We start from the raw sequence: 13,589 nt of genomic DNA, 5'->3' as shown, positions 1-13,589 counted from the left end.
TCTGGTGCGACATGAACGCGCAGGAGCAGTTGTGAAATCAGATCAGAAACGTTCTCTCAGGATGGGTGTGGGGCATCTTGGATTTAACAGCTGCTGGACTCTTACTTCAGTATAGAACACCGATGTTGCGCCAAAGGGCGCGCGTGCAATCAGCGTGGAGCAACAAACAGGGCTTTACAGCCGGGGCACAGCATGGCCTGTTTGAGACGAATTTTGGAGGTCGGGTGGGAGGACTTGAGGCCGCAGTGCGGGCAAGTCACGGTGGTGGTTGATGCGCCACCGATAAGCTTCATTGCGTAATCGAGAAGAGACATGATGATTAACCTTTCAATGAATGAGCTTCATCCTAGCACGAACTGTTCAAATACTGTGCACGGTATCGCATCACGCCTTTGCAGGAATTTACCCGGTCTGTGGTCGACCTGACAAAGCAGCGGCAAAATAAGGTCTATTATTAGAGACAGTTACTTACCCGGGAGGCGAAAGGATGAACAAGGTTGCTCAATTTTACCGCGAACTGGTTGCCACACTGACGGAACGCCTGCGTAACGGCGAACGTGATATTGATGCTCTTGTCGAGCAGGCGCGTGTTCGGGTTGTACAGACGGGTGAGTTGACGCGCACCGAAGTGGAAGAGGTGACGCGGGCCGTGCGCCGCGACCTTGAGGAGTTCGCGCGAAGCTACGAAGAGAGTCAAAACGACGTTACCGACAGCGTATTTATGCGGGTGATTAAAGAGAGTCTGTGGCAGGAGCTGGCAGATATCACCGATAAAACCCAGCTAGAGTGGCGCGAAGTGTTTCAGGATCTGAACCATCACGGCGTGTATCACAGCGGCGAGGTGGTTGGACTGGGCAATCTGGTCTGTGAAAACTGCCATTTCCATCTGGCGGTGTATACCCCGGACGTTCTGCCGCGCTGCCCGAAATGCGGCCATGACCAGTTCCAGAGACGGCCTTTCGAGCCGTAACATTAACGCCGGTGGCGCGACGTTTACCGGGCCTGCAAAACCGTAGGCCGGTTAATCGCAGCGCCGCCCGGCGCACTGATTAGGCGTAAAACTTCAGTCTCTCTGCCAGCAAATCTACAAACGCTTCCCGGTTGATATCCACCATCAGCGTGGTATTCGGCGTATTGCCCGTCAGGAAATAATAATCCACCACCGTCATGCCCTGAGTGTATTTCCCCTGGGTTTCAACTCCTACCCAACGATCAACGGTCGTGAAAATCTCCGGTTTCAGCAGCCAGGCGATGGTGCACGGATCGTGCAGCGGCGCGCCCTGGAAGCCCCATTTCTCGGTTTTGTGGTATTCCATAAAGAAGTCGAGCAGCTCAGCGACCGTGGTGGCAACAGGATTGCCAATTGCGCGAAAACGCGCGATATCTTCTGCCATGATCTGCGCCCGGTGGGTGACATCCAGACCGGCCATCACAATCGGGATGCCCGACTGGAAGACAATTTCTGCGGCTTCCGGATCGACGAAAATGTTGAACTCTGCCGCGGGCGTCCAGTTCCCCAGCCCCATCGCTCCACCCATGATCACAATCCGCGCGATTTTCGCGTGCAATTCCGGGTGGCTGTTGAGCAGCAGCGCCACGTTGGTTTGCGGGCCTGTCGCCACCAGCGTCACCGGCTCGTCGCTGTCTCGCAGTACGTTCGCCATCAGCTCAACCGCCGTGCAGTGTTGCGGTTCAAAGCCTGGTTCCGGCAGCGCCGGGCCGTCCAGCCCGCTCTCGCCGTGGACGTTATCGGCGATGATCAGATCGCGCATCAGCGGTTTCACCGCGCCGCCCGCCACCGGGATATCCATGCGATTGAGCAGGGTCAGCATGCGTAACACATTACGCAGGGTTTTGTCCGGGGTCTGATTTCCGGCGGAGGAGGTGACGGCTTTGAGGGCTAATTCCGGTGAGGCGAGGGCAAGGACAAGCGCGATAGCGTCATCATGACCAGGATCGCAATCGAGAATGATCGGCAGTGGCATAGGGTGCTCCATTTTTGGCGTTATTTTGTGACAAGGTTAACGCCGCAAGATGAAGCAGACGAGAAGAAGAGACCCAAAGCGTGAAGTGGTGCGCAATCCGAAGAGTGCGCACCCGGTTGATTAGTGCAGGATTTTGGCGAGGAAATCTTTAGCGCGATCGGATTGCGGGTTAGCGAAGAAGTCCTCTTTCGGCGAATCTTCGACAATTTTCCCTTCGTCCATAAAGATCACGCGGTTGGCCACTTTGCGGGCAAAGCCCATCTCGTGGGTCACCACCATCATGGTCATCCCTTCATGCGCCAGCTCTACCATCACATCCAGCACTTCGTTGATCATTTCCGGATCAAGCGCGGAGGTCGGTTCATCAAACAGCATGGCGATAGGATCCATGCACAGCGCGCGCGCAATCGCCACACGCTGCTGCTGACCACCGGAGAGCTGGGCCGGGAACTTATCGGCGTGAGCAGACAGCCCCACGCGTTCCAGCAGTTTTAAGCCTTTATCACGCGCCGCTTTTTTGTCGCGTTTAAGCACTTTTACCTGCGCCAGCGTCAGGTTCTCGATAATCGACAGGTGCGGGAACAGCTCAAAGTGCTGGAACACCATCCCGACGTGGGAACGCAGTTTCGCCAGATTGGTATTTTTGTCGTTCACCTTCGTGCCATCGACGACAATCTCGCCTTTCTGCACCGGTTCCAGGCCGTTGACGGTTTTAATCAACGTCGATTTACCGGAGCCAGACGGCCCGCATACCACAACCACTTCGCCTTTTTTCACTTCGGTGGAGCAGTCGGTCAGCACCTGAAAGTGCCCATACCATTTAGAAACATTTTTCAGGGAAATCATGAGACTGTCCTTTTCTTCAGCCAGGTAACCAACAGCGACGCGCTTAAACTAATTGCAAAATAAACTGCACCTGCGAACAGGATCATCTCAACCTGCGTACCGTCGCGTTCGCCGATAGTGGAGGCCGTACGGAAGAAGTCCGCGAGGCTCAGCACATACACAAGCGAGGTATCCTGGAAGAGAACGATGCCCTGCGTCAGCAGCAGCGGGACCATGGCGCGAAACGCCTGTGGCAGAATAATGAGCTTCATGGACTGCCAGTGGGTCATCCCCAGCGCCAGTGCTGCGCTCGATTGTCCGCGAGAGATGCTCTGAATACCCGCGCGAATAATTTCCGAATAGTACGCCGCCTCAAACATTGAGAACGCGACCATGGCAGAGATCAGGCGGATATCGGTTTTCGGCGACAGCCCCAGCACGTTTTGCAGCAGGCCGGGGACGATCAGATAAAACCACAGCAGCACCATCACCAGCGGAATGGAGCGGAAGACGTTGACGTAGGCGGTGGCGAACCAGGCGAAAGGCTTGAAGCTCGACAGGCGCATGACCGCCAAAATCGTGCCCCAGACAATACCAACCACGATCGCAATGGCGGTGATTTTTAAGGTAATAACCAGCCCGTCGAGCAGATAGGGCATGGCGGGAACAATGGAACTCCAGTCAAACTCGTACATTATTTGCCCCCCAGATTGCCCGGCAGGCGAGTTTTACGTTCAACCAGGTTCATCACCAGCATGATGAAAGCGTTAATCAGCACATAGGCCACGGTAATGGCGGTGAAAGATTCCCACGCGTGGGCGGAGTAATCCAGCAGCTTGCCTGCCTGCGCCGCCATATCGACCAGACCAATGGTGGAGGCGATGGCCGAGTTTTTCACCAGGTTCATCATCTCGGAGGTCATTGGCGGAACGATTACGCGATAAGCGTTTGGCAGCAGCACGTAGCGGTAGCTTTGCGGCAGCGTCAGGCCCATCGCCAGTGCGGCGTTCTTTTGCCCGCGCGGCAGCGACTGAATCGCGGCACGCACCTGCTCGCACACGCGCGCAGCGGTGAACAGGCCAAGGCAGAGCATCGAGGAGACAAAGAACTGAATATTCGGGTCCAGCTCAGATTTAAACCACATGCCGAGATTTTCCGGCAGCAGTTCAGGCACGACCAGATACCAGGTAAAGAACTGCACGATAAGCGGAACGTTACGGAACAGTTCGACGTACAGGGTACCCAGGGAAGAGAGAAAACGGTTCGGAACGGTACGTAAAATACCGAACAGGGAACCGACCAGGAAAGCGATTATCCAGGCCGTTATCGATAACGCAACGGTAACCTGAAAGCCGCTCCACAGCCAGCCAAGATAGGTGGTGTTGCCGAACGGGGCTTGTTGCAGAAAAATGCCCCAGTTCCAGTCTATTGACATAATAAACTCCAGAAAAAAAAGGGTAGCAGCGCTACCCTCGAAGATTGGTGAGAAGCTCAATGTTCGCGCTGAGTGGGGAACGACCACTCAACGTATAGTCTGTCCGCGCTTCCCGACAATCGAGAGGGCAGGAGATCCCGCCCCTTAATGGTTCTAATTAGTTAAGTGCTTTGTCATTTGGTTCTTTGAACAGGGCTTTCATGTCGTCAGACAGTTCAAAGTTCATGTTGAGATTTTTTGGTGGAATCGGGTTCTTGAACCACTTATCGAACCATTTTTCCGCTTCGCCGGAGGTCTGAACCTGAGCGATGGTGTCATCGATCAGCTTTTTGAAGCCCGCGTCGTCTTTACGCAGCATACAGCCGTATGCCTCTTTCGACTGCGCCGTGCCGACGATGTCCCAGTTGTCTGGTTTCTTCGCTTTTGCACGTTCGCCCGCCAGCAGCGCGTCATCCATCATGAATGCCACCGCGCGGCCGCTCTCCAGCGTACGGAAAGAGTCACCGTGGTCTTTCGCGCTGATGATGCGCATATCCAGTTTCTTCTCGTCGTTGAGCTTATGCAGCAGCACTTCAGAGGTGGTACCGGAGGTCACAACAACCGCTTTGCCTTTCAGGTCTGCGAAGTCTTTAATCTCGCCGCCTTTTTTGGTCAGCAGACGTGTACCGACTACGAAGATAGTGTCGGAGAAGGCCGCTTGTTTCTGACGTTCGAGGTTGTTGGTGGTGGAACCACACTCAAAATCGAAGGTGCCGTTTTGCAGCAGAGGAATACGGTTTTGCGACGTAATTGGAATCAGCTTCACCTGCAGGTCAGGTTTGTTGAGCTTTTTCTTGACCGCTTCTACGATCGCGTTGGAGTAGTCCTGAGAGTAGCCTACGACTTTTTGCGTGTTGTCGTAGTATGAGAACGGGACGGAAGATTCACGGTGGCCGACCACGATCACGCCATTTTTGGCAATCTTGTCGAGAGTGCTCCCGGCAGCCGGAGCGTCTTCAGCGTGAACGACGCCTGCGGACATCCCCATTACCAGCATTGCTGTGGCCAGTTTACGTAATTGCATACCCAACTCCTTTATTATCTGCGCCAATGACGCATTGATACCCATTGTGATGTTGTTATATCTCGCGCGATGCGAGTGCAGTGTTATGCAAGCTTGTTAACATTTAGTCTGGCTTAATGTAAAGATTTTGCTGCGTTATTGTTTATTTTTGCGAAGCGCGCCGCACCATTCAGAGGCAAAAATATCTGCCTGCACCGTTTCGGTGCTACCGATGAACTGCGGTGGTGCGCCAACGTTGCACGTTAAGCCAAACCACTGAATCTGTGATTTAACAAAGCAATAGGCGTGCCAGAAATGGGAGTCGAGGGGATTTGCCGGGTATCAGATGTGTCGTGCCAGGCCAGGCCTGGAAATGAGGGAATGAAGGCCCGGCAAGCGAAACGCCGCCGGGCACTGGGGGATTACTTACGACGCTGACGCAAACTCATTAACACAGCGCCAAAACCAAACAGAACCGTCAGGATCCACAGCGGCCAGTTGCCGGTACGAGCATACGGCGTGAGGCCGGAGGTTGGCGTGACGGTGGTTGTCAGCACGGCGCGTGTGAATTGCGGGATCATCGCCTGAATTTCACCCTGCGGACCAATCACAGCGGTAATGCCGTTATTGGTGCTGCGCAGCAGCGGACGGGCCAGCTCCAGGGAGCGCATGCGCGCCATCTGGAAGTGCTGCCACGGGCCAATCGACTTGCCAAACCAGGCATCGTTGGAGATGGTCAGCAGATAATCCGTATCGGGACGGAAGTTATCGCGCACCTGTTCGCCAAGGATGATTTCGTAACAGATCGCCGGGGTCAGCGCCAGGCCATGCGCATGAAGCTGCGGCTGGACATAAGGCCCACGGCTAAAGGACGACATTGGCAGATCGAAGAACGGCGCCAGCGGACGCAGAATCGTTTCCAGCGGTACAAACTCACCAAACGGAACCAGGTGGTTTTTGTTGTAACGATTCGCCGATTCGTAGCTGTACGGGTTGTCTTTGCCGAGCGTGATAATGGTGTTGTAGGTGTCGTAACGGTTCTGTTTGTTCAGACGCGCGTCGACAATCCCGGTGATCAGCGTGCTGTTCTTCGCGCGCAGCAGATCGTCCATCATGCTCAGGAAACGCTGCTGGTTGATCTCCAGATCGGGAATCGCAGACTCCGGCCAGATAATCAGGTCAGATTTGCCCATCTCTTTCTGCGTCGCATCGAGATAGATTTTCAGCGTATTGATCAGCTGGTTCTCATCCCACTTCAGCGACTGCGGAATATTGCCCTGTACCATCGACACCTGGGTCGCGCGCGCGGGCTCCAGAGTGAACCACTGGATAAAGCGCAGCGGGAAGGGAAGGGCGAACAGCACCACTGCCGCGACCAGCGGTTTCCAGTTGCGCTGCACCAGGGCCAGTACCAGCAGACCACTCACCACCATCAGCAGGAAGTTGATCGCCTCCACGCCCATCACCGGCGCCAGGCCTTTTAGCGGACCATCGATCTGGCTGTAGCCAAACTGCAGCCACGGGAAGCCGGTCAGCACCCAGCCGCGTAAAAACTCGGTGATTTGCCAGACCACGGGTGCCGCAATCGCCACGCGCAGCCAGCTGGTTTTCGGCCACAGGCGCGACAAAATCCCCGCGAAGAGACCGGTATACAGTGAGAGATACGCCGCCAGCAGCACCACCAGGAAGACGTTAACCGGGCCAGGCATACCGCCGAACTGGGCGATACTGACGTAAACCCAGTTAATGCCGGAGCCAAACAGGCCCAGACCCCAGAAGTAGCCGATGGCCGCAGCCTGAATCGGGCGGCGATTCAGCGTCAGCCCTTGTAACCCCATCAGTGAGAGGAGGGCGGCAGGCCAGATGTCATAAGGAGAAAAAGCCAGCGTTCCGCTGGCTCCGAGCAACAGCGCCAGCAGCAAACGGACGCGCTGGCGTTCAAGCAGTGGGGCAAATGCCATTTACATTAATCTTCCAGTTTTGGCACCGGGGAGTCGTCCGGCATTCTGACGTGAACCTGAATAATACGTCGGCTGTCGGCCATGGCGACCTTGAACTGGTAACCATCGATGTCAACGGACTCGCCGCGCGCCGGGAGATGGCCAAAGGCCTGCATCACCAGCCCGCCAATGGTATCCACCTCTTCATCGCTGAAGTGGGTGCCAAAGGTGTCGTTGAACTCTTCGATGGAGGCCAGCGCGCGCACGGTCCAGGTATGGCGGCTCAGCTGACGGAATTCGATATCGTCTTCTTCGTCGTACTCATCTTCGATTTCACCGACGATCAGTTCGAGAATATCTTCGATAGTCACAAGGCCGGAAACACCGCCAAATTCATCGATAACAATCGCCATGTGGTAGCGCTGGGAGCGGAACTCTTTCAGCATGCGGTCAACGCGCTTGCTTTCCGGGACCACCACCGCCTGGCGTAACACTTTTTCCATGCTGAAAGCTTCGGCATCGCTGCGCATAAACGGCAGCAGATCCTTGGCCATCAGAATCCCTTCAATGTGATCTTTGTCTTCGCTAATCACCGGGAAACGCGAGTGGGCTGATTCGATGATCACATCGAGGCACTCGTCCAGAGTCTGGTTGCGTTTCAGGGTAATCATCTGCGAGCGGGGGATCATAATATCGCGAACGCGCTGGTCGGCGATGTCCATGACCCCTTCGAGCATTTCGCGCGTATCTTCGTCGATAAGATCGTTCTGCCCGGAATCACGAATCAGCTCCAGGAGTTCATCACGGTTTTTCGGTTCGCCGTGGAACAGCTGGCTCAGAATGAGGGAGAAAAATCCCTTCTTACTGGTTGTCGTGTCGCTACTGTGTGAATTGTCGTCGCTCATGGCGTTTGTTAAGGGTTCTCTTGTGAGTTTAATGCGCGCCGCCGCAGGAAAGGTCCATATGCGGCGGCCTGATCGGTCAATAAAGCCTGATGCTTAACTGACTATTCTTTCTCGGCAATGTACGGATCCTCATAGCCCAGAGCAAGCATTATCTCTGTCTCGAGGGATTCCATCTCTTCCGCTTCTTCGTCTTCAATATGATCATAACCCAGCAGATGCAGACTGCCGTGGATAACCATATGCGCCCAGTGAGCGTCGAGCGGCTTTTGCTGCTCTTTCGCTTCCTGTTCAACCACCTGACGGCAGATAATCAGGTCGCCGAGCAGCGGCATTTCGATGCCCGGCGGCGCTTCAAACGGGAAAGAGAGCACGTTGGTCGGCTTATCTTTCCCGCGATAGGTCAGGTTCAGCTCGTGGCTCTCCGCTTCGTCGACCAGGCGAATCGTGACTTCTGACTCTTCCTGAAACTGCGGGATCACCGCATCCAGCCATGTTTGAAACTGACGCTCTTCCGGCAAACCGGAATTGTCTTCACAGGCTAGCTGTAAATCGAGGATCACCTGACTCATTTATTCTCATGCTCCTGGGCTTCGCGTTTTCGTTCCGCGGCCTGTTCTGCTTTACGTTTTTGTTCTGCTTCTTCCCACGCTTCATAGGCGTTGACGATGCGGGCGACCACCGGATGGCGCACCACGTCTTCACTGTTGAAGAAGTTGAAGCTAATTTCGTCTACTTCCGCCAACACTTCGATGGCGTGACGCAGACCGGATTTGGTGCTGCGCGGCAGGTCGATCTGGGTGATATCGCCGGTAATAACCGCTTTCGAGTTGAAGCCGATACGGGTCAGGAACATCTTCATCTGTTCGATGGTGGTGTTCTGGCTCTCATCGAGAATGATAAACGCATCGTTCAGCGTACGGCCGCGCATATAGGCGAGCGGGGCGACTTCGATGACGTTACGCTCGATCAGCTTTTCCACTTTCTCGAAGCCGAGCATTTCAAACAGGGCGTCATACAGCGGGCGCAGATACGGGTCTACTTTCTGGCTCAGATCGCCGGGCAGGAAGCCCAGTTTCTCACCGGCTTCAACCGCCGGGCGCGTCAGCAGGATACGACGAATATCCTGACGCTCCAGTGCATCGACGGCGGCGGCAACGGCCAGATAGGTTTTACCCGTCCCCGCCGGGCCAACGCCGAAGGTGATGTCATGGTCGAGAATATTGGCGATGTACTGCGCCTGGTTTGGCGTACGCGGCTTGATGACGCCACGCTTGGTTTTGATATTGATGGCCTTGCCGTAGTCCGGCACGCTTTCCGCGCTCTGCTCAAGCACTCGCGCTTCTTTAATGGCGAGGTGGATGTGCTCAGGCTCGATATCCTGAGTTTCGCCGCGCATCGGGGCGGTATCGACATACAGGCTTCGCAGAATATCCGCAGCGGCGTTGACGCAGATGGCGCGTCCGGTGAGTTTGAAGTGATTATCGCGACGATTGATTTCGATACCCAGACGTCGCTCCAGTTGTTTGATGTTGTCATCAAACGGCCCGCACAGGCTCAGCAGGCGAGCGTTGTCTGCTGGCTCCAGGGTAAGTTCACGCGTTTCTGTATTCAAACTGTTCCTCTTAATGTGTGTAGGGTCAGAGAGCAACGTGCCGAACTGACTTACAGACGAGTCGTCTTTACGAAATTATTCACGCCACAGTTTAAAGGCGCAAGCTTATGGTTGCATATTGGGGACGCAGAGGGGAAATACAAGGCCTGCCAGAGCGACAGGCCTGAATGGATCAAGGCTGGTAAACACCGACACCCAAATCGTTTTCTTTACGCGTGCGGGCAATAACAGACGCTGGCGTTTCGGCGACGCGCAGGCCCATTTCCGCTTCCGTACGCACCAGTTTGCCGCGCATGGAGTTGGTGAGCACTTCCTGGATTTCGATATCGACAAACTTACCGATCATGTCCGGAGTGCCTTCGAAGTTCACCACGCGGTTGTTCTCGGTACGCCCAGAGAGCTGCATCAGGCTCTTACGCGACGTGCCTTCCACCAGAATACGCTGCGTGGTGCCGAGCATACGGCGGCTCCAGGCGTTGACCTGCTGGTTGATACGCTCCTGCAGAATATAGAGACGCTGTTTTTTCTCCTCTTCCGGTACATCGTCCACCATATCGGCGGCTGGCGTGCCCGGACGCGCAGAGAAGATAAAGCTAAAGCTGGTGTCGAAATTGACTTCGCCAATCAGCTTCATAGTACGCGCGAAGTCGTCCGTGGTTTCGCCAGGGAAGCCGACGATAAAGTCGGAGCTAATCTGGATATCCGGGCGCGCTTCACGCAGCTTGCGGATGATGGCTTTGTACTCCAGCACCGTATGCGTGCGGCCCATCAGGTTCAGCACACGGTCAGAGCCGCACTGAACCGGCAGGTGCAGGAAGCTCACCAGCTCTGGTGTGTCGCGATAGACATCAATGATGTCATCGGTAAATTCGATCGGATGGCTGGTGGTAAAACGCACGCGGTCGATACCGTCGATGGCGGCAACCAGACGCAGCAGCTCGGCGAAGGTGCCCGTGGAGCCGTCGTAGTTTGCGCCACGCCAGGCGTTCACGTTCTGGCCGAGCAGGTTCACTTCACGCACGCCCTGGGCCGCCAGCTGGGCCACTTCAAACAGAATATCGTCGCAAGGGCGGCTGACCTCTTCACCGCGCGTGTAAGGCACGACGCAGTAGGTGCAGTATTTGTTGCAGCCTTCCATGATCGAGACGTAGGCACTTGGGCCATCGGCACGCGGCTCCGGCAGACGATCAAATTTCTCGATTTCCGGGAAACTGACGTCAACCACCGGGCTGCGATCGCCGCGCACTGAGTTGATCATCTCCGGCAGGCGATGAAGAGTCTGCGGGCCAAACACAATATCGACGTAATGGGCGCGTTGACGGATCAGCTTGCCCTCTTGCGAGGCCACGCAGCCCCCGACGCCGATAATCAGGTCCGGATTTTTCTTTTTGAGGAGTTTCCAGCGACCTAACAGGTGGAAGACTTTTTCCTGCGCTTTTTCACGGATTGAGCAGGTGTTAAGCAGCAGCACATCGGCTTCTTCTGCCACTTCAGTCAGTTGATACCCGTGGGTGGCATTCAGCAGATCGGCCATCTTCGATGAATCGTATTCGTTCATCTGACAGCCCCAGGTTTTTATATGGAGTTTTTTAGTCATCGACTTGCTCAGGCTCAGGATTGCAAGCCGCGTATTGTAATGCTTTGGTGGGGTTGTGACCAGTATGAAGGTTGGCTGCCTCAAGGGAGAAAAAATCCGGTAAACTTAAGGGATTCTCTTCAAAGGATTATTGACCATGACACTCCAGAAAACCGAAATCGCCGTGGTTGGCGGCGGGATGGTCGGCGGCGCACTGGCGCTGGGACTGGCACAACAGGGATTCCAGGTAACGGTGATCGAGCAGGCCGCTCCCCCCGAATTTGACGAGGCCCAGCAGCCGGACGTGCGGATCTCGGCGATCAGCGCCGCGTCGGTCGATCTGCTGCGCGGGCTTGGCGTGTGGGAGGCGATCCTCGCGATGCGCGCCCATCCGTATCGACGGCTGGAGACGTGGGAGTGGGAAACCGCGCATGTGACCTTTGACGCCGCTGAACTGAAGCTGCCGCTGCTGGGCTACATGGTGGAGAATAACGTTCTGCAGCTAGCCCTGTGGCAGGCGCTGGAGGCGCATGAGAACGTGACGCTGCGCGTTACGGATTCTCTGAAAGCGCTGCATCGCCATGAGGGCGGTTATTTGCTGGAGCTGGCTAACGGCGATGAACTGGCCGTGAAGCTGGTCGTGGGGGCCGACGGTGCGAATTCACAGGTGCGTCAGATGGCCGGGATTGGTATTCACGCCTGGCAGTATCAGCAATCTTGTATGCTGATTACCGTTAAATGTGAAAATGAGCCGGGCGACAGTACCTGGCAGCACTTTACCCCCAACGGCCCGCACGCCTTTTTACCGCTCTTTGGACACTGGGCGTCGCTGGTGTGGTACGACACGCCGGCGCGCATTCGCCAGCTGCAAAGTTTGTCGATGGATCAGCTGCAGCGCGAAATTGAAAAACACTTCCCGGCGCGTCTCGGCGTGGTGACGCCGGTGGCGGCGGGAGGATTCCCGTTAACCCGTCGTCACGCCCTGCAATATGCACAAGAAGGGCTGGCGCTGGTGGGGGATGCCGCGCATACCATTCATCCGCTGGCCGGGCAGGGCGTCAACCTGGGATATCGTGACGTCGAAGCGTTGTTATCGGTGATGAGCAGCGCGCGTGACCATGCGGAACCCTGGGCGAGTGCGGTTGTGCTGAAGCGCTACCAGACGCGTCGCATGGCGGATAACTTTTTGATGCAGTCGGGGATGGATCTGTTTTATGCGGGATTCAGCAACGATCTCGGCCCGGTGCGGATTCTGCGCAATGTGGGTCTGATGGCGGCCGAGCGAGCGGGCGGGTTGAAGCGTCAGGCATTGAAGTACGCATTAGGTCTGTAAGTTCTGTCTCCTCCCTCGTTGTTTTGAGGGAGGGGGATATCTCCAGAGCACAAAAACAAAAAAGCCCGCAGAGCGGGCTTTTTTGCTATTAAGTGGCTGGGGTACGAGGATTCGAACCTCGGAATGCTGGTATCAGAAACCAGAGCCTTACCGCTTGGCGATACCCCAACAGGGTGCGTTAAACAAACAACAATCTAACGACTTTTGAAATTGGCTGGGGTACGAGGATTCGAACCTCGGAATGCTGGTATCAGAAACCAGAGCCTTACCGCTTGGCGATACCCCAACAATTTTTTCTAGTTTATCGAAATAATCGATAAATTCCTAATTTGGTGGCTACGACGGGATTCGAACCTGTGACCCCATCATTATGAGTGATGTGCTCTAACCAACTGAGCTACGTAGCCAGACTGCTTTCTTCGATGGCTGGGGTACCTGGATTCGAACCAGGGAATGCCGGTATCAAAAACCGGTGCCTTACCGCTTGGCGATACCCCAATAACCGCGGAGAACCGCTAAATCGAAGAAGATGGCTGGGGTACCTGGATTCGAACCAGGGAATGCCGGTATCAAAAACCGGTGCCTTACCGCTTGGCGATACCCCATCCGTGCAACGCGGAACTGGAAATGGTGCGGGAGGCGAGACTTGAACTCGCACACCTTGCGGCGCCAGAACCTAAATCTGGTGCGTCTACCAATTTCGCCACTCCCGCAAAAAAAGATGGTGGCTACGACGGGATTCGAACCTGTGACCCCATCATTATGAGTGATGTGCTCTAACCAACTGAGCTACGTAGCCATCTTTTTTTCGCGTTACCTTATCGGCGTTGCGGGGCGCATTATGCGTATAGAGCTTTGCAGCGTCAATACCTTTTTCAACGAAAATGGCCGGATTGTGACTGTTTGGTTAGGTTGCGAACAGCGTGGCCGAATAAT

13 protein-coding genes and 7 tRNA genes are annotated in these 13,589 nt (G+C 55.3%); 2 read left to right on the top strand and 18 right to left on the bottom strand.

The window, feature by feature from the left end; translation table 11 throughout:
- Positions 1-149 precede the first annotated feature (149 nt).
- On the bottom strand, positions 150-314 hold the full coding sequence (locus DAI21_RS23100; RefSeq protein ID WP_164971751.1) for a YnfU family zinc-binding protein: 165 nt from the start codon (positions 312-314) through the stop codon (positions 150-152).
- 173 nt (positions 315-487) lie between these two features.
- Between DAI21_RS23100 and DAI21_RS20560 the strand changes: the two genes are divergently transcribed.
- Positions 488-970 carry a zinc ribbon-containing protein gene (locus tag DAI21_RS20560; protein WP_100777220.1) on the top strand — a complete coding sequence of 161 codons (483 nt, stop codon included), beginning with the start codon at positions 488-490 and terminating at the stop codon, positions 968-970.
- 79 nt (positions 971-1,049) lie between these two features.
- Here DAI21_RS20560 and rihA read toward each other — a convergent pair whose 3' ends face one another.
- From rihA to miaB, 10 genes are all read right to left on the bottom strand, one after another.
- Complete coding sequence (rihA, locus tag DAI21_RS20555; protein ID WP_107704045.1) at positions 1,050-1,985, bottom strand: pyrimidine-specific ribonucleoside hydrolase RihA; 936 nt, start codon at positions 1,983-1,985, stop codon at positions 1,050-1,052.
- A gap of 120 nt (positions 1,986-2,105) precedes the next feature.
- Positions 2,106-2,831 (bottom strand): amino acid ABC transporter ATP-binding protein, encoded by a 726-nt coding sequence (locus DAI21_RS20550; protein ID WP_107704044.1) that lies wholly within the window; start codon positions 2,829-2,831, stop codon positions 2,106-2,108.
- A complete protein-coding gene (gltK, locus tag DAI21_RS20545; RefSeq protein WP_100777217.1) occupies positions 2,828-3,505 on the bottom strand; it encodes a glutamate/aspartate ABC transporter permease GltK in 678 nt (225 codons plus the stop codon). The genes DAI21_RS20550 and gltK overlap by 4 nt, the downstream gene beginning before the upstream one ends.
- Positions 3,505-4,245 (bottom strand): amino acid ABC transporter permease, encoded by a 741-nt coding sequence (locus tag DAI21_RS20540; RefSeq protein ID WP_102104168.1) that lies wholly within the window; start codon positions 4,243-4,245, stop codon positions 3,505-3,507. The genes gltK and DAI21_RS20540 overlap by 1 nt, the downstream gene beginning before the upstream one ends.
- A gap of 157 nt (positions 4,246-4,402) precedes the next feature.
- Positions 4,403-5,308, bottom strand: a complete 906-nt coding sequence (locus tag DAI21_RS20535) for an amino acid ABC transporter substrate-binding protein (RefSeq protein WP_146003453.1) — start codon at positions 5,306-5,308, stop codon at positions 4,403-4,405.
- Positions 5,309-5,709: 401 nt separating this feature from the next.
- Complete coding sequence (gene lnt / locus DAI21_RS20530) at positions 5,710-7,248, bottom strand: apolipoprotein N-acyltransferase (protein ID WP_100777215.1); 1,539 nt, start codon at positions 7,246-7,248, stop codon at positions 5,710-5,712.
- Between the two features lie 5 nt (positions 7,249-7,253).
- Complete coding sequence (gene corC / locus DAI21_RS20525; protein WP_100777214.1) at positions 7,254-8,132, bottom strand: CNNM family magnesium/cobalt transport protein CorC; 879 nt, start codon at positions 8,130-8,132, stop codon at positions 7,254-7,256.
- Positions 8,133-8,233: 101 nt separating this feature from the next.
- Positions 8,234-8,701 (bottom strand): rRNA maturation RNase YbeY, encoded by a 468-nt coding sequence (gene ybeY / locus DAI21_RS20520; RefSeq protein WP_100777213.1) that lies wholly within the window; start codon positions 8,699-8,701, stop codon positions 8,234-8,236.
- The gene (locus tag DAI21_RS20515) at positions 8,698-9,744 is read right to left on the bottom strand and encodes a PhoH family protein (protein WP_181827485.1); all 1,047 of its coding nucleotides are present in this window, start codon (positions 9,742-9,744) and stop codon (positions 8,698-8,700) included. Before DAI21_RS20515 ends, ybeY begins: the two co-directional genes overlap by 4 nt.
- A gap of 172 nt (positions 9,745-9,916) precedes the next feature.
- On the bottom strand, positions 9,917-11,341 hold the full coding sequence (gene miaB / locus DAI21_RS20510; RefSeq protein WP_100777211.1) for a tRNA (N6-isopentenyl adenosine(37)-C2)-methylthiotransferase MiaB: 1,425 nt from the start codon (positions 11,339-11,341) through the stop codon (positions 9,917-9,919).
- 136 nt (positions 11,342-11,477) lie between these two features.
- Here miaB and ubiF point away from each other — a divergent pair, with 136 nt between their 5' ends.
- Positions 11,478-12,653 carry a 3-demethoxyubiquinol 3-hydroxylase gene (gene ubiF, locus DAI21_RS20505; protein WP_107704043.1) on the top strand — a complete coding sequence of 392 codons (1,176 nt, stop codon included), beginning with the start codon at positions 11,478-11,480 and terminating at the stop codon, positions 12,651-12,653.
- A gap of 93 nt (positions 12,654-12,746) precedes the next feature.
- Here ubiF and DAI21_RS20500 read toward each other — a convergent pair.
- From DAI21_RS20500 to DAI21_RS20470, 7 genes are all read right to left on the bottom strand, one after another.
- A tRNA-Gln gene (locus DAI21_RS20500) sits at positions 12,747-12,821 on the bottom strand.
- 43 nt (positions 12,822-12,864) lie between these two features.
- A tRNA-Gln gene (locus DAI21_RS20495) sits at positions 12,865-12,939 on the bottom strand.
- 44 nt (positions 12,940-12,983) lie between these two features.
- A tRNA-Met gene (locus tag DAI21_RS20490) sits at positions 12,984-13,060 on the bottom strand.
- Between the two features lie 16 nt (positions 13,061-13,076).
- Positions 13,077-13,151 (bottom strand) — tRNA-Gln (locus DAI21_RS20485).
- 32 nt (positions 13,152-13,183) lie between these two features.
- Positions 13,184-13,258: transfer RNA gene (locus DAI21_RS20480), tRNA-Gln, on the bottom strand.
- 23 nt (positions 13,259-13,281) lie between these two features.
- Positions 13,282-13,366 (bottom strand) — tRNA-Leu (locus tag DAI21_RS20475).
- 9 nt (positions 13,367-13,375) lie between these two features.
- Positions 13,376-13,452, bottom strand: a tRNA-Met gene (locus DAI21_RS20470).
- Positions 13,453-13,589 lie beyond the last annotated feature (137 nt).

The organism is Lelliottia sp. WB101, from assembly GCF_003051885.1.
GTDB lineage: Bacteria > Pseudomonadota > Gammaproteobacteria > Enterobacterales > Enterobacteriaceae > Enterobacter > Enterobacter nimipressuralis.
The sequence above is the reverse complement of the archived record's forward strand: the minus strand, read 5'-3'. Positions and strand labels throughout refer to the sequence as shown.

Bases quoted from the DNA above. Each gene is read 5' to 3' on its own strand.
- DAI21_RS23100 (WP_164971751.1), bottom strand. From the start codon at position 314: ATGTCTCTTCTCGATTACGCAATGAAGCTTATCGGTGGCGCATCAACC.
- miaB (WP_100777211.1), bottom strand. From the start codon at position 11,341: ATGACTAAAAAACTCCATATAAAAACCTGGGGCTGTCAGATGAACGAA.
- DAI21_RS20560 (WP_100777220.1), top strand. From the start codon at position 488: ATGAACAAGGTTGCTCAATTTTACCGCGAACTGGTTGCCACACTGACG.
- corC (WP_100777214.1), bottom strand. From the start codon at position 8,132: ATGAGCGACGACAATTCACACAGTAGCGACACGACAACCAGTAAGAAG.
- DAI21_RS20550 (WP_107704044.1), bottom strand. From the start codon at position 2,831: ATGATTTCCCTGAAAAATGTTTCTAAATGGTATGGGCACTTTCAGGTG.
- ybeY (WP_100777213.1), bottom strand. From the start codon at position 8,701: ATGAGTCAGGTGATCCTCGATTTACAGCTAGCCTGTGAAGACAATTCC.
- DAI21_RS20535 (WP_146003453.1), bottom strand. From the start codon at position 5,308: ATGCAATTACGTAAACTGGCCACAGCAATGCTGGTAATGGGGATGTCC.
- gltK (WP_100777217.1), bottom strand. From the start codon at position 3,505: ATGTACGAGTTTGACTGGAGTTCCATTGTTCCCGCCATGCCCTATCTG.
- lnt (WP_100777215.1), bottom strand. From the start codon at position 7,248: ATGGCATTTGCCCCACTGCTTGAACGCCAGCGCGTCCGTTTGCTGCTG.
- ubiF (WP_107704043.1), top strand. From the start codon at position 11,478: ATGACACTCCAGAAAACCGAAATCGCCGTGGTTGGCGGCGGGATGGTC.
- rihA (WP_107704045.1), bottom strand. From the start codon at position 1,985: ATGCCACTGCCGATCATTCTCGATTGCGATCCTGGTCATGATGACGCT.
- DAI21_RS20540 (WP_102104168.1), bottom strand. From the start codon at position 4,245: ATGTCAATAGACTGGAACTGGGGCATTTTTCTGCAACAAGCCCCGTTC.